Origin of the sequence: Paenibacillus marchantiophytorum (assembly GCF_014640555.1) — a bacterium.
GTDB classification, from domain to species: Bacteria; Bacillota; Bacilli; order Paenibacillales; family NBRC-103111; genus Paenibacillus_E; species Paenibacillus_E marchantiophytorum.
Genome location: NZ_BMHE01000006.1, coordinates 247,831 through 268,272 on the forward strand (window position 1 = coordinate 247,831; position 20,442 = coordinate 268,272).

Below are 20,442 nucleotides of genomic sequence, written 5' to 3' on the forward strand. Positions count from 1 at the left end.
TAGTGGTGCAACGAGCGCATCGTATGCAGCGCCGACGTTAGCTGCGGGAACGACATACTACTACGTCGTAGTGACGAACACGAACAGCAGCGTGACGGGCAGCCAAACGGCGTCGACGACAAGCAGTGCGGTGTCGGTAACGGTGAACGCGCTGACCAATGCGGCAACGCCGATCATCGGCACGCAGCCGACAGGAGCAACGGTGAATGAAGGCGCGAGCAGCCCGAGCTTGAGTGTAGCGGCGACGGTGAGCGACAGCGGAACGCTGAGCTATCAGTGGTACAGCAACACGACAAGCAGCAATAGCGGCGGCGCAGCGATCAGCGGGGCAACAAGTGCATCGTATACAGCGTCGACGTTAGCGGCGGGAACGACATACTACTATGTCGTGGTGACGAACACGAACAGCAGCGCGACGGGCAGCCAGACGGCGTCGACGACAAGCAGTGCGGTGTCGGTAACGGTGAACGCGCTGACCAATGCGGCAACGCCGAGCATCGGCACGCAGCCGACAGGAGCAACGGTGAACGAAGGAGCGAGCAGCCCGAGCTTGAGTGTAGCGGCGACGGTGAGCGACAGCGGAACGCTGAGCTATCAGTGGTACAGCAGCACGACCAGCAGCAATAGCGGCGGCGCAGCGATTAGCGGGGCAACGAGTGCATCGTATGCAGCGCCGACGTTAGCGGCAGGAACGACATACTACTATGTCGTGGTGACGAACACGAACAGCAGCGCGACGGGCAACCAAACGGCCACGGCGACGAGCAGTGCGGTGTCGGTAACAGTGAACGCGCTGACCAATGCGGCCACGCCGATCATCGGCACGCAGCCGACGGGAGCAACGGTGAACGAAGGAGCGAGCAGTCCGAGCTTGAGTGTAGCGGCGACGGTGAGTGACAGCGGAACGCTGAGCTATCAGTGGTACAGCAACACGATCAGCAGCAATAGTGGCGGCACCGCGATCAGCGGGGCAACGAGCGCATCGTATGCAGCGCCGACGTTAGCTGCGGGAACGACATACTACTACGTCGTAGTGACGAACACGAACAGCAGCGTGACGGGCAGCCAAACGGCCACGGCGACGAGCAGTGCGGTGTCGGTAACAGTGAACGCGCTGACCAACGCGGCCACGCCGAGCATCGGCACGCAACCGACAGGAGCAACGGTGAACGAAGGCGCGAGCAGCCCGAGCTTGAGTGTAGCGGCGACGGTGAGCGACAGCGGAACGCTGAGCTATCAGTGGTACAGCAGCACGACCAGCAGCAATAGCGGCGGTACCGTGATCAGCGGGGCAACGAGCGCATCGTATGCAGCGCCGACGTTAGCTGCGGGAACGACATACTACTACGTCGTAGTGACGAACACGAACAGCAGCGTGACGGGCAGCCAAACGGCGTCGACGACAAGCAGTGCGGTGTCGGTAACGGTGAACGCGCTGACCAATGCGGCAACGCCGATCATCGGCACGCAGCCGATAGGAGCAACGGTGAACGAAGGCGCGAGCAGCCCGAGCTTGAGTGTAGCGGCGACGGTGAGTGACAGCGGAACGCTGAGCTATCAGTGGTACAGCAGCACGACCAGCAGCAATAGCGGCGGCGCAGCGATCAGCGGGGCAACAAGCGCATCGTATGCAGCGCCGACGTTAGCTGCGGGAACGACGTACTACTATGTCGTAGTGACGAACACGAACAGCAGCGCGACGGGCAGCCAAACGGCCACGGCGACGAGCAGTGCGGTGTCGGTAACAGTGAACGCGCTGACCAACGCGGCCACGCCGAGCATCGGCACGCAGCCGACGGGAGCAACGGTGAACGAAGGTGCGAGCAGCCCGAGCTTGAGTGTAGCAGCGACGGTGAGTGACAGCGGAACGGTAAGCTACCAGTGGTACAGCAACACGATCAGCAGCAATAGTGGCGGCACCGCGATCAGCGGGGCAACGAGCGCATCGTATGCAGCGCCGACGTTAGCTGCGGGAACGACATACTACTACGTCGTAGTGACGAACACGAACAGCAGCGTGACGGGCAGCCAAACGGCGTCGACGACAAGCAGTGCGGTGTCGGTAACGGTGAACGCGCTGACCAACGCGGCCACGCCGAGCATCGGCACGCAGCCGACGGGAGCAACGGTGAACGAAGGAGCGAGCAGCCCGAGCTTGAGTGTAGCGGCGACGGTGAGCGATAGCGGAACGCTGAGCTATCAGTGGTACAGCAGCACGACCAGCAGCAATAGCGGCGGCGCAGCGATCAGCGGGGCAACGAGCGCATCGTATGCAGCGCCGACGTTAGCGGCGGGAACGACGTACTACTACGTCGTTGTGACGAATACGAACAGCAGCGCGACGGGCAGCCAAACGGCAATAGCTACAAGCAACGCAGTCAAGTTGACCGTCAATGCGGCAGTGTCTTCAGCACCTACGGGGCTTACAGCAATAGCTGGGAATGGGCAAGTTGCGTTAACTTGGAACGGTATATCTGAGACAGTCACCTACAGTGTCTATAAGGGAACGGCTTCTGGCTTGTATGGCTTAACCCCCATAGCGACAGTGAGCAGCACGACTTATAGCTACACAGTAACGGGTCTGACGAACGGCGCTACTTATTATTTCGCAGTAAAAACGAGCAACGCGGGAGGAAGCAGCAACTACTCCAACGAAGTGAGTGCAACACCCAAAGCCCCTACACCTGGCGGATCCAGTACTACGAGCGAAACCGGATTCAGCGGCAGTGCGACCAACACCGAAACGATTGCGGCTGCCAGCGGGGGGACAACAAAGCTGAACGGAGCGACAATCGAAGTTCCGGCCGGAGCGATGGCTAGCAACATTCAAGTAACGGTTGATAAAGTGAGTGACGCTTCGATTCTGCCGCTGGACAGCGCCTTGCAATTGGTCAGCGAGGTGTACGAGATCAAGAAAGACAAGGATGGAGAATTTAGCAAGCCGATCGTTATTACGCTGCCTTTCGACAAAACGAAGGTGGACTTTGGGAAGTCGACGATAGGCATATATTGGCTGAACGAGCAAACACATAAATGGGTGTCATTGGACAGCCTGAAGGTCGACGAAAAGAACGGGACGGTATCCGGAACGGTTAGCCATTTTACGAAATTTGCCGTTCTGGCATCCGATAAAGCGAAGCCCGTGCAGCCGCAAACGAACGAAGCGGACTTTGCAGATATCAAAGGACATTGGTCCGAAGAGAACGTGCGGGAACTGGTGAAGCTTGGCGCGATTAAAGGCTACTCAGACAACACGTTTAAGCCGAATGCAAACATCACAAGAGCGGAATTTGTGACCATCATCGTCAAAGCGTTCCATCTTGGGGAGCAAAATGGCAAAACCTTCGCCGATACGGAGACTCACTGGGCAAAGAGCGCTATTACGACTGCCGCAGTGAAAGGCATTATTGCCGGGTATAGCGACACCCGTTTCGGGCCGGACGATCTCATAAACCGTGAGCAAATGGCGGCAATCATCGTTCGCGCCGCCAAACTGGCTGCGACGGAATTGAGTGTCAATTCCCCGGACAGCGTCGATATATCCGACTGGGCGCGTAAGGCACTTGCAACGGCGACAGCCAAAGGCTTAATCAACGGTTATGAAGACGGCACAGTGAAACCGAAAGTGAACACTACCCGCGCCGAAGCGGTCACGGTCATACTCAGAGCTTTACATGCGCAACCGTAATGGTTCTGATACGGGGGGGTTCTTCTTTTAGAGTGGTAGTGTAGAGGAGAAATATGGTAATAGAAAACTTTCATAAGCAAACAAAAGAAGCTCCAGTCGAACACACTTGTTATGAGTGTTTTGACTGGGGCTTTTTTTATAATCGAAGCTATTCTCTGAAATAATTCTCAGGCCATAATTTGCGGGCTCAGTATTCCCAACATTATAATTGTTATAAATATCCTATAGAAGCACTAACCTGGAGGACGGCATGCAATTTGAACCAATTTATTATATTGGAGAATTACTTCTACCGAAGATCGAGTTAAATATGACTACGAACCAATCGATTGGCATTATAACGGACTTGAAGCGAAAGCAGCTTTTAATGGATCAATTAGTTGATCATTCCCGATATTATTTATTTCGGGTTCAACAAAATGAGTATATGCGTTTAACGGTGGAAGAGCTAATCACTTTTCTAATCAGAATAACGGAGAGGAATGAGAGTGCCGCTTGGTTGATGGATTATTTTGCTTTAAAAGAAGAACGGAAGGTAAAAATCAAAGATCTAAGCTCAACGAAAAGAATGTATGTGACTTTGCTGCGTGTCTTTTTTGCGCATCAGCCCACACTTATACTGGAGGAACCGTATTTTTACTTGGAAGAGCAAGATCGTCGTCAATTCAAACGGATTCTGGATGATCTTTCGCAAGAAAAGCAGATTTTAATTTTAACTTCGAATTTAGAGGATGCCCTTATTTCCTGTGATGCCATTTATCGGTTGAACGAGTCCGGATTTCATCCATTGGATATTCGGGACTTCGAAGAGGATAAGCAGGAAGTACAGAAACAAGACGAAGCCAATATAACCTTGCAGAAGATCTCAACCAAAAGAAATGATAAAGTCATTTTATTTAATCCGCCTGAAATCGATTTTATAGAAAGTGTAGAGGGTTCAATCCTTGTTCATGTGGGCGGCGAAAATTATGACTGTGCGTTGACGCTAACCGAACTCGAGCAGAGATTGTTAAATTTCGGTTTTTTTAGGTGTCATCGCTCCTACATCGTTAATCTGCAAAAAGTAAGAGAGATTATTACATGGACGAAGAATAGCTACAGCTTGCGGTTGAATACAGGTAAAGATGCTGTGGTTCCATTATCCCGTTCCAAATTGCATGAATTAAAAGCACTTCTTAATATTTAATTTCCGGGGAAATAAAGAACCAATCAAGCATGGAGTGGTACCATTCAGGTGACAACAGCTACATTTCGGCGGGTTTTGATGGCAGGAAGCAGGCAATTTATATATGTTTAAGTCATCAACGCTAAGGAAGTGGTGTCTATGGATGTTATCCAAGTAGAACGCATTGGAAAGAGATTTGGAAATAAGGATGCGATAGCAGATGTGTCTTTTTCAATTCCGAAAGGGGAAATTTTTGGTTTCCTGGGTCCGAGTGGTTCAGGAAAAACAACATTAATAAAGATTTTAACTGCGCAATTAAATCCGACAAGTGGACAGGCAAGTGTATTTAATCAGCCAGCGGAGATGATGCACCAGTCTTCACAGAAGATGCGCTTTGGCATTTTGACGGATAACAGTGGTCTATATGAGAGATTAACTATAGAGGAAAATCTAGAGCTGTATCGCCAGTTATATGATCTTCCTAAATCTTCGATTGATAAGGTGCTGCAGTTTGTAAACTTAAGCGGAGAGCGCAAAAAGAAAGTCAATTTCTTATCAAAAGGGATGCGTCAACGTGTCATGCTGGCCTGCGCGATAATCCATGAGCCGGAATTATTATTTCTGGATGAACCTACTTCGGCTTTAGATCCGGTAAACTCAGCACATATTTATAAAGGCTTGCGCTACTTAAATGAGAAAGGGACAACGATTTTTTTAACTACGCATGATATGGCTGAGGCAGAATTGATATGTAACCGTGTAGCGATTTTGTATCAGGGACAAATCCAAACCATCGGCTCACCGAAGGAACTTAAACGACAGCATCGGGAAAATGTAATTCGTGTTGACTTAATCAATGGGGAATCCTACGAGCTCCCGATCGATGAGGGAACGGCTGATCAAATAGCGGATTGGATGAAACGGGGGCTCATTGACCGGTTAGAAACGAAAGAGCCAAGTCTAGGTGATATCTTTATTAAAATGACAGGAAGTGAGTTACTATGAGTATCTCATTAAAACGTGCCCGGGCGATATTTGTGAAGGATTACAAAGAGTTTTCACGCAATTATGCGGTCTCCATTATGTTAATTTTCCCAATTATTCTCGCACTTCTTTTTCGGGGGGCAGGTTCATCTTTACAAGGTGCTATAGGTTTTCTTCTAAATACTTCGCTTGTATTACTAACATGTTTCGCACAAGCATGCTTGATTGCGGAAGAGAAGGAGCGTAACACTTTACGATCATTAATGATGACTCCGGCCACGACCATGGATGTTCTAATCGGTAAAAGTACTTTAGTCTTCGTAATGTCTGCTATTGTTCTGGCTATTGCTACGTTTATATTTGGCTATGAGCCAGCTAATATATGGGCGTTTGTGGCAGCAATCATTCTTTCGATTATTCTATACACAGCTGCCGGGACGATATGTGGTTTATTCTCCAAGACGTTGCTTGAAGCCTCATTATCCATACTCCCTGTGGCGTTCGTATTCACCGGGGCACCCTGGGGGGCGTTACTAGTGAAGGATTATCCAGTCTTCAAAGTGCTGGATTACATGCCAAGCAGTCAGCTTGTGCATTTGCTAGGTATAAGCAATACAGGCTTTACGATGGGAGATTTATTAAAACCCCTCCTCATTATTTTGGCATGGACGGTTGTATTAACGATTGTATCTGTTGTTTTGTATCAACGACGGTTAAAGGATGAGTAGAAAAAAATATAAAAGAGTTTCTGACTTTATGCCGGAGTATGTGCTGCAGTATCGGGAATTTATCACGCCCCCGTATACACCGGTTATGTTCGGCTGCTAAGTCAAGAACTCGGCATCCGTCCTACGGAAAAGTTGATTCAGCCAAACGACCAATGTTACGAGGCCTTACCGATAAAAAAAGACAAAACCGCGAAGCCTGCTGCTGCGCGGTTTTTGTCTGTTTATGACGAAATCTTTCATTATTCTTTTATTGGAGTGTGGTAGACTTAACTTAGTTTACGGCAACGGACGTACAGGGATAAGAGGAGTGAAGGTAGCTATGATCACGAGGGTGTTATTGAAAAGGTTTACGATTCGTTTATTACTGGGATTGATGCTAGTTTCATCGATGCCATTTTCGTCTTTATTCACGTTACCTGCGCAAGCCAACGGACCAGACGGTAGCGATGGTTGGACGGAATGTGCGGCAGAGGGGGTAGCCTGTACATTCTCAGGGACCAAAGAAGTGCGATTCTGGGGAATCGGCACCCCTGCAATACCTGCTAATTATAGCTATACTTCTCAATTATTGACGGGAGGGACACTATGCACAAGCGCTGCTTTCGGCTATAGTGATCCTGCTCCTGGAACTAGGAAAAGGTGTTACTACCGTAATGTACAGCTGGATAGCAAAGTGACATCCATGACTAGTGCACACGATAAGAAAGTGACCGTTACATTCCATGTTTATGCCATACAGGCTGGCTCGTTAGAGGACTTGAAGAGTAAGATTACAGTGAAAAAAACAGGTGAAACCGGCTATTCAGCTCTAGGCACCGAAGATACCGTTGCCAACCCAACATCTACAGCGACGTCGAGTACGGTTGAAATTAACTTTAAAGACGCATTAGTTGGTTCGGAGAACGCGATACAGATAGCTCCTGAGGCATTCAAGGATAGCAACGGCGATCCGATAGAGATACCGGTGACGTCTTCCGTAGTTGGCGAAGCGCCAGACGGAAGCCTTGGCTGGACGAATTGTTCTGCGCTTTACGGCTTTTGTAACTTTACAGGGACGAAAGAAGTGCGATTATGGGGAACGGGTGCTCCGGCTATACCCGCTGATTATGATTTTGTAGCTAGAATTAGTACGGACAGTACGTATTGTTCAGTTTCTGCATTCGGTGGCATTGATCCTGCTTTTGGAACCGTTGAACGGTGCTATTACCGTGATGTACAGCTGGATAGTGCAGTGACGACGACAATGAGCGGACCCAATAATAAAGCGACGTTGACCTTTCATACATATGCCAAACAAACGGGCACGCTGGATGATTTGAAGCGTAAGATCACAGTGAAGAAAACAGGTGAGGCTGCCTACTCGGCTCTTGGTGCTGAGGATACGGTTGCGAATCTGACCTCTACGGCTGGGTCGAGTACGCTTGTCATCAAATTTAAGGATACGTTAGTCGGTCCGGAGAACACGATACAAATAGCGCCTGGGGCTTTCAAGGATAGCAATGGCCAACCGATTCATTTGCCGGTAACCGTTTCTATAACGTCATTACCAACGGGACCGGACGGCAGCCCGGGTTGGACGGATTGTGGTGATGAAGGCGGGAATTGTTCTTTTCGAGGGACGAAAGAAGTAAGGTTGTGGGGGATAGGTCCTAATTATGGCTTCATCACTCATATATTTAGAGATATTACGGATAGTCCGAGATGTCAAACGTACTTTATTGGCAATTATGATCCTGCACCAGGTTCTCCGAAAAGGTGCTACTACCGTGATGTCCAGCTGGATAGTGCAATGACAACGGTCGTTAGCGGACTCAATAATAAGGTGACATTCACATTTAATATGTACGCCGTACAGGCCGGCGCTATTGAAGACTTGAAGCGTAAAATTATGGTTAAACGAACAGGTGATTCTGCCTATTCAGCGCTAGGTGCTGAGGATACAGTTGCCAATCCAACCTCTACGGCTATTTCAAGTACCCTCGAAATTAACTTTAAGAATCCGCTAGTTGGGTCGGGTAACGCCATTCAGATCGCTCCTGAGGCATTCAAGGATACGAATGGTGAGCTAATAGATCTATTGGTCTCTACTGCACTCAAGGAGCCTCTTGCCATAGACGCTGCACCGGACGGCAGCCTGGGTTGGACGTTTTGTGCCGCAGAGAATGGGAATTGCAGCTTTACAGGAAGGAAAGAAGTGCGCTTTTGGGCAATCGACCAACCTGATAAGTTTCAATCTATCGTAAGCACAAATGATACGGCATGTACCCTTGCGTCCTTCGGTAATCGTGATCCGGCATCTGAATCTGCCAAAAGGTGTTACTACCGTGACGTCCAGCTTGATAATAACGTGTTGACAGTCGTCAGCGGAAGTAATTCGAAAGTGAAAGTCACTTTTAACACATATGCCATTCAAGCTGGCACTTTAGAAGATTTCAAAAGCAAGATATCGATTAAAAAAACGGGTGATTCTGCCTATACAGCGCTAGATACCGAAGATACACTTGCAAATGCAACCTCTACGGCTACTTCGAGTACATTCGAAATTAATTTCAAAAACGCGTTAGTTGGTTCGGAGAACGCCATTCGGATCGGGTCCAACGCATTTAAAGATAGTAATGGCCAGTTCATCGATATAACGGTGAATTCTAACGTCGTGGGTGTTATTCCAGACGGCAGCCCTGGTTGGACGTATTGTGCTGCGGATGGCGAGAATTGCAGTTTTGCAGGGCCGAAAGAAGTGAGATATTGGGGAATAGGCACGCCAGCACCTAATTATGGTTATCGGTCCAAAGTCATTTCGGGAGGAACGGTTTGTACAATGGCTGCCTTCGGTAATACGGATCCAGCGAATGGAACATTCAAAGCGTGTTACTACCGGGATGTCCAGTTGGATTACAACGTGTCGACCGTCGTTAGCGGACATAACAATAAAGTGACACTCACATTCTCTACGTATGCCATACAGGCGGGCACTTTAGAAGAATTAAAGAATCACATCGCCGTCAAAAAAACAGGTGACACGATCTTTGCTGCTCTAAGTCCAGAAGATGTCGTTGCTAATAAAGTATCTACGGCTGCGTCGAGTACGCTTGAAATTACCTTCAAGGACACGCTAGTTGGTTCAGGAAATACGATACAGATAGCGCCTGGGGCATTCAAGGATGGTAATGGCCAGCTCATCGACATAGCGATTACGTCTTCATTAACATTGTTAGGCCTTGGTCCGGACGGCAGCGCGGGTTGGACGAATTGCGCTGCGGATGGCGGGGGATGCAGCTTTACGGGGACGAAAGAAGTGAGATACTGGGGAATCGGCACACCTGCTGTACCGGCTAATTATGGCTTTAGCTCTCAAATCATTACGAGTTATACGGCGTGTTCCATTGCGGCTTTCGGCAGTATCGATCCAGCACCTGGAACGTCAAAAAAATGTTACTACCGTGACGTACAGCTGGATAGTGCAGTAAAGACAGTCGTTAGCGGGATCAATAATAAAGTGAAGATGACATTTAATACGTATGCCATACAGGCTGGCACTTTAGAGGAATTGAAGAGCAAGATTACAGTTAAACGAACAGGTGAAGCCGCCTATAAAGCGTTAGGTGCAGAAGATACAGTTGCCAATCCAACATCTACGGCTATGTTAAGTACGCTTGAATTTAATTTTAAAGATCCGTTAACAGGTTCAGACAATGTGATACAAATCGCTCCGGGAACCTTTAAGGATAGCAATGGCCAACCCATCGACATACCAGTGACGTCCCTGCTAACTTTGTTACCCGCGGCGCCAGACGGCAGCTTGGGTTGGACATATTGCGCGGAAGAAGGAAAGTTTTGTATCTTTACCGGTAAGAAAGAAGTGAGATATTGGGGAATAGGTACACCTGCTGTACCCGCTAATTACGGCTTTAGATCCCTAGTTATTACGGATGTTACAGCCTGTTCTAAGGCTGCTTTCGGTAATGTTGATCCTGCATTTGGCACGACGAAAAGGTGTTTTTACCGTGATATACAGCTTGATAATAACGTAAAGACAGTGGTAAGCGGACTCAATACGAAAGTTACTTTTACATTTAATACGTATGCCATTCAGGCTGGATCTTTAGCAGATTTGAAAAGTAAAATGACGGTTAAAAAAACAGGAGCCTCGACCTACACAGCGCTAGGCACTGAAGATACGGTTGCGAATCTAACATCGACAGCAGACTCGAGTACGCTTGAAATTAACTTCAAGGACACGTTAGTTGGTTCGGGCAATACGCTGCAGATAGCTCCTGGGGCGTTCAAGGATAGCAATGGCTTGTCAATTAACATCACGATTACATCCTCTTTAACATTGTTGCCCACTGCCCCAGATGGTACTTTTGTTTGGACAGATTGTGCAGCAGAGAACGGAAATTGTATATTTACTGGGACCAAAGAAGTGAGATACTGGGGAATCGGCGCACCTGCTGTACCCGCTAATTATGGCTATTTGTCTAAAGTCGTTACCATTGGTATCGGATGTAGTGGGGATGAGTTCGGTGGTATGGATCCTGCACCAAATACCTATAAGAGGTGTTACTACCGCGCAGTACAGCTGGATAGTGCAGTGAATTCAAGCATAAGCGGACGCCATAATAAAGTAACGGTTACCTTTCATATGTATGCCATCCAGGCGGGTACTTTAGATGAGTTGAAGAGTAAAATTACGGTTAAAAGAGCAGGCCAGACAGCCTATACAGCGCTAGGCGCAGAGGATACAGTCGAGATCCTATCCTCTACGGCTGTCACGAGTACACTTGAAATTAACTTTAAGGATGCCTTGGTTGGATCGGGTAACACTTTACAGATTGCTGCTGGGGCATTCAAGGACAGCAATGGGCAGCCCATCAACCTATTGGTCTCCTCCCCTTTAACAATGCCGTTGGAAGTGGATGCGGTAGCTGCTAATGCTACTGTCATTACGGGTACAGCCGAAGCTGGCTCCAGGGTAACGGTAAGTGCAGGTGCAGGCCTATTGGGAACAGTTGTCGTGACAGATGGTACGTTCGCCATACCTATTCCCGTTCAAACCGTAGGTAAGACGCTTACGATAATCGCCAAACATGCAGCAAACAATGTCAGCTTAACAGCGACTGTAACGGTAACAGCCGATGTAACAGCACCAACAGCACCTATAGTGAACACAGTAAATATGGAAGATACTTTCGTAACAGGTTCAGCGGAGGCTGGTTCCACGGTAAAGGTGAAAGCAGGGGCAAGTTTACTTGGAACTGGCCTAGCAGCAGCAGGTGGAGCCTACTCCGTACCGATTGCAGCTCAAGCAGCAGGCACGCAGCTTACGATTACGGCAACGGATGCAGGGTTGAACGAAAGTTTACCAACCCGTGTAATCGTAGCGCAGACGGATAAACAAGCGGTAACCGCTGCAATTCAGGCTTTGGCAATTACTTATGGCGGCAGCGATGGGGCAGCGAGTGTAACCCAAGCTGTAGGCTTGCCAGCAACAGGAATAAACGGAACGACAGTTGTGTGGGCATCCAACCATACGGCAATTAACGCCGCGACGGGTAGGGTAACACGTCCTTCACATGGAGCGGGCAATACGACGGTAACGTTAACGGCGACGATCAGCAAAGGCGCAGCAAGCGAGATTAAAGCATTCACGCTGATTGTAGCGGCGGAAACAGCAAGCAATAACGCTGATTTGAGCGGCTTGCGTGTAAGCAGCGGAACATGGAACGAAACATTAGACGCGGCAGTAACGAGCTATAGGCTGAGCGTACCGAACAGCATCGCGAGTCTAACGGTTACACCAACAGCGGCAGATGGGATGGCGAGTGTGAAAGTAAACGGAGCGATCGTTGCAAGTGGAGATCCGAGCGCAGCGATTCCTTTGAATGTAGGAGCGAATACCATTATCGTAGACGTAACCGCACAGGGTGGAACGACCACGAAAACCTACTTGATCCATGTCACAAGGGTTAGCAACGAAGCTGTGTTGTCGGGTCTGACCGTTGATCAAGGCACATTAACGTTTAAGCCGTCTGAACTTGCTTATCGTGTAGATGTGGCGAGCACGGTTACAAGTCTTCTTTGGACCGTTACCAAAGCGAATCCCAACCAAACACTGACGGTTACAGGTGTGACTTCCAATTCTACTTCTATAACGGGCAATGTATACGCCTATACCGTACCGAGCTTAAATGTGGGAACTAATTTGATCAACATTCAGGTAACAGCGGAAGATGGTTTGGCGACGAATACGTATCAATTGACCGTGAACCGTGCACCGGTTGTGCCGGTAGTCAGCAGCAATGCTGACTTGAGCGCTGTCTTGTTATCGAGCGGAGTACTTAATCCCATCTTCGCTTCAGGTACCAAAACCTACACGTCCAGTGTGGGGAATGAGATATCGCGTCTAACGGTAACAGCAAGCGTATATGATAGCCAAGCGACGATGACCGTGAACGGTATTGCTGCAGCAAGTGGACTAGCGAGCGAAGCGATCAGCTTGCGTGTAGGTCCCAATCCTATCACACTTGTTGTTACTGCGCAGGATGGGAGCATCAAGACATATATCGTGACAGTGACACGTGGCGACAGCACACCAGTCGTTGTCCCAGGTGACAGCCATACAACGCCGCCCCTTGATACGACTGTTACCTCTACAGATGGGAACTTGACGTTGGCGATTGGTCAAACGGGCAAAGTTAGTTTGAACCAAGAGGTTATGATCTCGATCCCAGCGGATGCTTCAGCCAAGGAACTCAAGATTACGATAGACAAAATATTGAATACACAACAGCTAGTCACGGATAAAGAAGTTCTAGCGAGCCCGATCTTCGAAATTTCGAAAAACTTTACGGAGAATTTCAGTAAGCCGATCACGCTGACCTTCGCTTTCGACAAGGCTAGTTTGCAAGGCGGCCAAACAGCAGCAGTATTTTATTATGACGAAGTCCACAAGGTGTGGGTGGAGGTTCCTGGAGGTACGATCAGTGGGAATCAAATCACCGTAACGGTGAACCATTTTACGAAATATGCGGTATTTGCAGTGGGCCAAGCGGCTGTTGCAGCAACGAATTTCAGTGATATAGCTGGACACTGGGGAGAGACAGGGATTAAGCAAGCGGTGGAGGATGGCATCGTTTCGGGTTATCCGGATGGTACGTTCAAGCCGAATCGTATTGTGACGCGTGCGGAATTCGCAGTTATGCTGATGAACACGCTGAAGCCGCAAGGGGAAGGCGCGAAGCTGAGTTTCACAGATGGCGTGGATATCGGGGTTTGGGCACAGATAGCGATCTCGCTTGCAGTGCGAGAAGGCTGGATGAACGGCTATGACGATGGCAGCTTCCGTCCGAACGCTGAGATTACGCGCGCAGAGATGGCCGTGGTGATCGCAGGCGCTCTAGGTAAGCCAGTCGGTGCGAATGCAGCAACTCATTTTGCGGATGATACAGACATTCCATTATGGGCAAAAAGCAGCGTTGCTGCCGTACAGCAAGCGGGCATCATGCAAGGCAAGGACGCTGGGCAATTCGCGCCGCAAGATCGGGCAACAAGAGCCGAGGCTGTGAAGGTTTTGCTGAAAGCTAAAGCACAGAAAAGCAACGGAAGTCAATAAATGTTGGATAAAAGGCTGTTCCCAAAGTAGCTAGATCTACTTAGGGGGCAGTCTTTTAACATCATTTTAGGAAACATCGCTCTTTACTCCTCGAAGCTTGGCCACGAAGTAACTGATGACGGGTCCCATCTTACTGAAATCAGATATGTTTTTTGGAAACATACAAAGACGTTCGAAAAATTCACCGGGAATATAAACTTCTGTCGCAAGTTCTACGATAGGATATGTAATTTCCATAAGTGCCATTCGTGAGAATACCCCGACACAAGTAATATAAATGACGGAATAGCCAATGACAGGTAAAAATACGCCAATTTCGACTGCTTTCGGAGCATTTTTGGGGACAATCACAAAAGAGGCATTGAGAGTAACTATTTATAGGTTTGAAGGGACCAGTTCCTTCCCATAGTCTCAAAGGCAGTACGCAAGCATTTTCTAGGTCTATTAACCGATCAAGACATTGAGTCGATTGCTAAACTAGCGGAAAGAACAAAAAAATGCCTCGTTGTCGTGTAAAGACCCATGGGTATATTTATAAATATAAGAGTTTATATGTTTTGGAGTGAACGCGGAGTTATTCCAACAGCCTCTCGCGGAAGTAAAGGAACTACGATACGCTATGCAAGCTAAAAGTGTCATTTTCGGGAGGGGGAGGGAACTACAGTACGCTATTTTGCCGTTTCATGGGAATATTCAACGATTTCGTGGAAATAAGACCCTGTAGTTCCGCTATTACCCACGCATCCCTACTTTTTGCCTAATTAGCGTCCTCTAGTTCCCTTACAAGGTTTTGCCGCTAAGAAGAGGCTCATTCATCAGGGCGGCGAAGCCGTTTTTCTTACCGGCGGAGGTGTTTCAGGTTCTATCGAGCAACATCGAAGTAGAAGCGAACGTTGTTGGTTAATCAGATCTCTTGTATGTTTTGGTTTAGATATCTAAATTTGAGATGCCTGGTATCATTATTCTATATTATGCAGGATAGTAGGAATCATTGTATGATGAGTGTGCGGTTCAGAAGGCCATAATTTTACGAAATATCTACCTTTTAATAGGTAGATTGAGAAGTTGGAATGAATATTTAAGCAGTGGAGACGTGAATGCAGTCACGGCAGGGATCAGTAAGACGCCGATGTATTCGCTTGATTTTACAAATTTGAGGAGGGAAGAGATGTTATATGAGCTGCGAATTTATGATGTAAATCCAGGCAAAATGAAGGTTATCCAAGAAAGGTTCAGAGATCATGTTATTCAACTATTTATGAATCATGGTATGAAAGTGACGCATTTCTGGGAAGATTTGGACGAGACGAATAACCGTCTTTATTATGTTGTTGAGCATGCCAATTTGGAAATGCGTAACCTTAACTACGATCGTTTCCGCAACGATCCTGAATGGATTGAAGTTAAACGAATCTCAGAACTTGATGGACCATTAGTTAACAAACAAGAAAGTATATTTATGAAAAACGTACCATTTTTCGATAACAAATGAAAATCAAAAGATCATAAAAACAATATTGAAATGGAGCAAATAAAATGAAAACTTTAGTAATCGTTACTCACCCGAACATCGAAGTATCTAACTGGAATAAAGCATGGATGGAGGCACTGCAAAAGCATGACGATATCACGATTCATGAATTATATAAAGCGTACCCAGACGAAAATATTGATGTTTCTAGAGAGCAGCAATTGATTGAAGCGCATGACCGGATTATTTTTCAATATCCGCTTTATTGGTACAGCACACCGCCATTACTCAAAAAGTGGTTTGATTCCGTATTGCTATACGGCTGGGCTTATGGACCGGATGGCAATAAAACAGCAGGTAAAGAAATCGGTGTTGCGATCTCAACCTATGGTACGGAAGAGTCGTATCAATCGACCGGGTTCAATCGCTTTACTTTGAGAGAAATATTGCGACCAATAGAAGCGCTTGCTCATTTTATTAGTGCCTCTTATCTGCCTCACTTTTCACTAAATGACACGTCTGTCGTAACGGATGAACGATTAGCACAGAGCAGCATCGATTACATTCATCATATTAAAACGGTAAAGCTAGCAAATTAGGCGAGGTACCTAAATTCGAAGCAAGAATGAGGCAGTACAATGAAATAGGTGTTCGTTTCGGTCTTACACTTAATATGGATAATGTGAAATATACACCGAATATTACCTTATCCCATCAGTTAATAGTTATTACGCCAGTGAACTTGTGGAAATAGCAAGAGCTAACGGGATCACGGATGATGCTGCTGAACTCAACATGCGGCTAATTAAAGGCTCAGGGATTGAAAAAATTGGATTGGGACAGCGCAACGCGGAAAAGTTGGGAATCAGAGGAGATGGCAAAATGAATATTCAGGATAAAGTAGTAATCATAACAGGTGGAAGCAGTGGCATTGGAAAAGCAGCGGCAATTGAAATGGTGAAACGAGGAGCTAATGTAGTCATCAATGGTCGCCGTGAACAAGCTTTGGTTGAGGCGGCTAATGAAATCGATCCGACAGGTTTGCATGTCGCATATGTTGCCGGAGACATTGCAGATCCCCAGGTAGCTGAACGCTTAATTGGCGAAGCACTTTCGCGTTTCGGACGTATCGACACACTGGTGAACAATGCTGGCATTTTTATAGCGAAACCATTCACGGACTTTACTGAAGCGGATTTTGAATCGGTAATGTCCATCAATGTGGCAGGATTCTTCCAAGTTACTCAGCGTGCAGTGATCGAGATGCTGAAGGCAGGTTCAGGTCACATTGTCAACATCACGGCAAGCGGAGTCGCAGAGCAGCCCCTTAAAGCCGTACCTTCTATACTTGCCGCACTGACCAAAGGAGGCTTGAACGCAGCAACGAAATCATTGGCCATTGAGTATGCGGACATGGGAATTCGTGTGAATGCCGTTGCACCAGGGATTACTAAGACGCCGATGCATTCGGTTGAGACACATGATTATTTGGCTCAATTGCACCCAGTGGGCCGAATGGGCGAGGCTCAGGACATTGTTGACGCCATTGTGTATCTGGAATCCGCACAATTCGTGACCGGAGAGATTCTTCATGTCGATGGCGGACAGAATGCCGGACAGTGGTAAGAAAAGGAGGAAGGCGTTCATGCTGTACGAACGGCTGACAGCTTCCGGATTTAATATAAAGGAGTAATAACACATGGATATTCAGGGGAAAGTATACGTGATAACTGGCGGAAGCAGTGGTCTTGGGAAAGCACTGGGACGCATGGGTGAGTCACACGAAATCGTAGAACATATCTAATTTGAATGGGGAGAATAACCATGCCGATCGTTACGATCCAAGTGACCCGGGAGGGCACTGCTCCAGATCGCCAGTCTGTCACTGCAGAAGAAAAGGCAGAACTCATTAAAGGGGTTAGCGAACTTTTACTCAACGTTCTGAACAAGCCGTTGGAAGCAACCTTCGTAGTTATTGAAGAGGTCGATACCGAGAATTGGGGTTGGGGTGGACTACCTGCACTGGAATATCGCCGGCAGCTTGCTGCTAAGTTGAAGTAATCAGGTTTATATCCTTCAATCATATTCTTAAAATCAAACCCAGTGATAATACGGCACTGGGTTTGATTTGATAGGTGGCGTTTAGATTACAAAATGCATGAATGAAATTCATCAATGTCGTATGGATATTGAACATGGTATTCCTAGTACTTACCCTCATTTTCAGCTTCCCATCTTGCGACCTCTGCCGCCAGTATAACGACAGTAGCGGAATCGGCCAAAAAATAAAAGTTCATGCCATGCGCTTTAGCTAAAATGGGTTCGCATCTCCGATAAGAAGGCTGACAATGCGGGCGTGATTAAAGCGTCTTTGCGCCTGATGAACACGGTTGTGACGATGGCATGTTTGCCAGGGATTGTATGGCAGCGGATGCGGCCTTGCTTTTCCGACTCGGCAATGATGGAACGCGGCAGAAGAGCAATGCCGAGGCCAGCGCCTACACAACCTATAATCGTTTCAATCGATCCAAATTCCATTAACTTAACGGGTAATATGCCTTCTTCATGGAGCAGCTGATTTAATTTTGCCCGGTAGGAACAGCCGCTGTGGAATACGAGTAGCGTAGACAACTGCACATCATGGATGGAATTAACAGGCCGATGGGAGACCGAGGTGACAAATACCAGCTCCTCATCAATGACGTTTTCCTGAACCAAATCGGGATGCTCCACAGGACCGGCTACGAATGCTCCGTTTTGCTCATAATGAAGAACGGCATGAATGTGCTTCTCGGAAGGACCAGTAATTAAAGAGAAGTCGACCGCCGGATACTCGGTATGATATTTGGTAAGCAGCGTAGGCAGGCGAAAGGCGGCGGTTGTTTCCAGAGAACCGATATGAAGCGGGCCTGCGGGAACAGAAGAGTCTCCGACCGCCATTCTGGCTTCCTGAATGACATGCAATATTTTCTCCGCATAGGAAATTAGGATTTGACCGGAAGGGGTAAGCGTAATGCCCCGATTGTGGCGGTAAAAAAGCTGGGTCTGCAAATCAATCTCCAACTGTTGAATCTTATGGGTGACGTTGGATTGGGCAAAGTTTAATTTGTAAGCCGCTTTAGAAATGCTGCCTTCGCGTGCTGTGGTAAAAAACACTTTGAGTAATTGAATATCCATATAGATCTCCTGTGAACGTGTATTTAGGTTTAGATATCTGGAATTGAGATATTTAATATTATTATTCTGCATTATACATGATAACGGGCGGCTTTCATCCTTTTCTTGGGGGCACTTAGCTTGTCACTGGGGAGAGGCTGAACCGACCGGCACCTCAAGAACATTCAGTCATTGACACACTATCTACTAAAAGGTAGAATATTGACATGACTAAAACTAAAAATACAGCAGAGGCTATTTTGGATACTGCTCAGTCGATTGTTCAGGAAGTCGGGTTTAACGGATTTAGCTATGCACACATTGCAGAAAAAGTAGGGATACGCACTGCGAGTATTCATTACCATTTCCCGAACAAGGAGGATTTAGCAGAAGCGCTAATTTCACGATATCACAGACATTTTATTACTGCAATCGCTCAAATCGATACCGAGACACAGAATAATTTGGAAAAGCTACGTAAATTCACTTTACTTTATAGTAGTCCTGTTCAAGATTATTGTACTTGTCTGGGCGTCATGATTTCTACTGACTTGGCTACTTTATCAGGTAAGACAGGTGAAGGGCTTGCTCAGCTTTTCACCGCTAATTTAGAATGGCTGGAACGAGTGTTGGATCAGGGACGGCGTGAAGGGCATCTAAACTTTGAAGGCGCTGCGGTTGTGGAAGCTCATCAATTCCTTGCTTCGCTTCAAGGTGCGCAATTACTTGCAAGAAGTTTTCGGGATATAAGCAGGTTTGACATGATTGCCAAAGGAATAATATCCGCTTTAACTTAATAAAGAAGGCGGATATTAGTATGAATATAATCTACTTGTAAATTATAGATGGGCTTCCGAGAATTTAATTCACGGAAGTTTTTTTGCTGTGTAAGAATTCATGTAATGACGGATCTGAGAATGCGATATGCACGTGGTGTCTCGCCAATCTCTCGTTTAAATATAGTGCAGAATTGAGCGTCTGTGGAAAATCCACACTCTAACGCAATAGAGATAATGGATATATTTGTATGACGAATAAGTTTCTTTAAATAAATGACGAAATCGATCGTAGCTATAATCCGCGATGGAAGCAAGAGTTTCTATAGGTAACTTTTGATTAAAATATTCATTGATATAATTGCGGACATAGATTAGCTTATCATCTTCTCCGGTTGACTCTGATAAGTGTTGTATTCGTTTCAGTTCAATAATCAAAGCACTAAGAAGCAAATCTAACTGCAAGTGGTAATGAGCTTTTTTGTTTTGAAATTCTAAAAGCATGGTCTGTAACAGTCTATTAATCTTGTAATCTGGGGTATCTACAAGAACGTGGGATGGCTTCTGAAGAGGACGACCCACTTTATGTGGTTGCGATTGGGGCTATCACGAATGTCGCTTCAGCTATACTTATGGAGCCAAGAATTATTGAGAAGATTGTCGTTGTCTGGTTGGGAGGTCATGCTTTACATTGGCCGGGTTGCCTCACATTTAAAGACCACATTACCCGAGATCAGAGACTATGTGAAAGGCAAAGGTGAAGTAGGAGAATACTTGTATGAAACATACCTGAATTGCATGAAGGAGCATTATGTAAAATCAAGAGTTATCTGGGATATAGCAACGATCGCTTATCTTATTG

The 20,442-nt window shown here is 47.0% G+C and carries 13 protein-coding genes; 10 read left to right on the forward strand and 3 right to left on the reverse strand.

All coding sequences use genetic code 11. The features are described from left to right. The 5 genes from IEY34_RS09140 to IEY34_RS09160 all read left to right on the forward strand — a co-directional run. On the forward strand, positions 1–3,688 hold a 3,688-nt coding region (locus IEY34_RS09140), incomplete at its 5' end, for a DUF8696 domain-containing protein (RefSeq protein WP_189010513.1). 250 nt (positions 3,689–3,938) lie between these two features. After that, entirely contained in the window at positions 3,939–4,874 is a 936-nt protein-coding gene (locus tag IEY34_RS09145; protein ID WP_189010514.1) for a LytTR family transcriptional regulator DNA-binding domain-containing protein, read from the forward strand. 138 nt (positions 4,875–5,012) lie between these two features. Then, positions 5,013–5,858: an ABC transporter ATP-binding protein gene (locus tag IEY34_RS09150; protein ID WP_189010515.1), complete on the forward strand. Its 846-nt coding sequence runs from the start codon at positions 5,013–5,015 to the stop codon at positions 5,856–5,858. After that, positions 5,855–6,565 (forward strand): ABC transporter permease, encoded by a 711-nt coding sequence (locus IEY34_RS09155; RefSeq protein WP_189010517.1) that lies wholly within the window; start codon positions 5,855–5,857, stop codon positions 6,563–6,565. The genes IEY34_RS09150 and IEY34_RS09155 overlap by 4 nt, the downstream gene beginning before the upstream one ends. Positions 6,566–6,884: 319 nt before the next feature. Next, positions 6,885–14,177, forward strand: coding sequence for a cadherin-like beta sandwich domain-containing protein (locus IEY34_RS09160; RefSeq protein WP_189010519.1), 7,293 nt, complete (start codon positions 6,885–6,887; stop codon positions 14,175–14,177). Between the two features lie 66 nt (positions 14,178–14,243). Here the strand turns inward: IEY34_RS09160 and IEY34_RS37750 are convergent, their stop codons facing one another. Beyond that, entirely contained in the window at positions 14,244–14,552 is a 309-nt protein-coding gene (locus IEY34_RS37750; protein WP_373291213.1) for a GerAB/ArcD/ProY family transporter, read from the reverse strand. Between the two features lie 793 nt (positions 14,553–15,345). On the opposite strand from IEY34_RS37750, the gene IEY34_RS09170 reads away from it, so the two are divergent. The 4 genes from IEY34_RS09170 to IEY34_RS09185 all read left to right on the forward strand — a co-directional run bounded on the left by IEY34_RS09170 (position 15,346) and on the right by IEY34_RS09185 (position 17,709). Then, positions 15,346–15,669 (forward strand): NIPSNAP family protein, encoded by a 324-nt coding sequence (locus IEY34_RS09170; RefSeq protein WP_189010523.1) that lies wholly within the window; start codon positions 15,346–15,348, stop codon positions 15,667–15,669. Positions 15,670–15,713: 44 nt separating this feature from the next. Then, positions 15,714–16,247, forward strand: coding sequence for an NAD(P)H-dependent oxidoreductase (locus IEY34_RS09175; protein ID WP_189010525.1), 534 nt, complete (start codon positions 15,714–15,716; stop codon positions 16,245–16,247). A gap of 283 nt (positions 16,248–16,530) precedes the next feature. Continuing rightward, positions 16,531–17,274 carry an SDR family NAD(P)-dependent oxidoreductase gene (locus IEY34_RS09180; protein ID WP_189010527.1) on the forward strand — a complete coding sequence of 248 codons (744 nt, stop codon included), beginning with the start codon at positions 16,531–16,533 and terminating at the stop codon, positions 17,272–17,274. Positions 17,275–17,472: 198 nt separating this feature from the next. Then, a complete protein-coding gene (locus tag IEY34_RS09185) occupies positions 17,473–17,709 on the forward strand; it encodes a tautomerase family protein (RefSeq protein WP_189010529.1) in 237 nt (78 codons plus the stop codon). A 246-nt stretch (positions 17,710–17,955) separates the two neighbouring features. Here IEY34_RS09185 and IEY34_RS09190 read toward each other — a convergent pair whose 3' ends face one another. After that, entirely contained in the window at positions 17,956–18,825 is an 870-nt protein-coding gene (locus IEY34_RS09190; protein WP_189010531.1) for a LysR family transcriptional regulator, read from the reverse strand. A gap of 206 nt (positions 18,826–19,031) precedes the next feature. On the opposite strand from IEY34_RS09190, the gene IEY34_RS09195 reads away from it, so the two are divergent. After that, positions 19,032–19,601 (forward strand): TetR/AcrR family transcriptional regulator, encoded by a 570-nt coding sequence (locus IEY34_RS09195; RefSeq protein WP_189010533.1) that lies wholly within the window; start codon positions 19,032–19,034, stop codon positions 19,599–19,601. Positions 19,602–19,699: 98 nt separating this feature from the next. On the opposite strand, the gene IEY34_RS37755 is transcribed toward IEY34_RS09195, so the two are convergent. Continuing rightward, a complete protein-coding gene (locus IEY34_RS37755; protein WP_189010535.1) occupies positions 19,700–19,897 on the reverse strand; it encodes a helix-turn-helix domain-containing protein in 198 nt (65 codons plus the stop codon). Positions 19,898–20,442 lie beyond the last annotated feature (545 nt).

What these genes read in the sequence shown, in the direction of transcription:
- IEY34_RS09155 (WP_189010517.1), top strand. Translation starts at nt 5,855, where the DNA reads ATGAGTATCTCATTAAAACGTGCCCGGGCGATATTTGTGAAGGATTAC.
- IEY34_RS09160 (WP_189010519.1), top strand. Translation starts at nt 6,885, where the DNA reads ATGATCACGAGGGTGTTATTGAAAAGGTTTACGATTCGTTTATTACTG.
- IEY34_RS09145 (WP_189010514.1), top strand. Translation starts at nt 3,939, where the DNA reads ATGCAATTTGAACCAATTTATTATATTGGAGAATTACTTCTACCGAAG.
- IEY34_RS09185 (WP_189010529.1), top strand. Translation starts at nt 17,473, where the DNA reads ATGCCGATCGTTACGATCCAAGTGACCCGGGAGGGCACTGCTCCAGAT.
- IEY34_RS09195 (WP_189010533.1), top strand. Translation starts at nt 19,032, where the DNA reads ATGACTAAAACTAAAAATACAGCAGAGGCTATTTTGGATACTGCTCAG.
- IEY34_RS09190 (WP_189010531.1), bottom strand. Translation starts at nt 18,825, where the DNA reads ATGGATATTCAATTACTCAAAGTGTTTTTTACCACAGCACGCGAAGGC.
- IEY34_RS09170 (WP_189010523.1), top strand. Translation starts at nt 15,346, where the DNA reads ATGTTATATGAGCTGCGAATTTATGATGTAAATCCAGGCAAAATGAAG.
- IEY34_RS09175 (WP_189010525.1), top strand. Translation starts at nt 15,714, where the DNA reads ATGAAAACTTTAGTAATCGTTACTCACCCGAACATCGAAGTATCTAAC.
- IEY34_RS09150 (WP_189010515.1), top strand. Translation starts at nt 5,013, where the DNA reads ATGGATGTTATCCAAGTAGAACGCATTGGAAAGAGATTTGGAAATAAG.
- IEY34_RS09180 (WP_189010527.1), top strand. Translation starts at nt 16,531, where the DNA reads ATGAATATTCAGGATAAAGTAGTAATCATAACAGGTGGAAGCAGTGGC.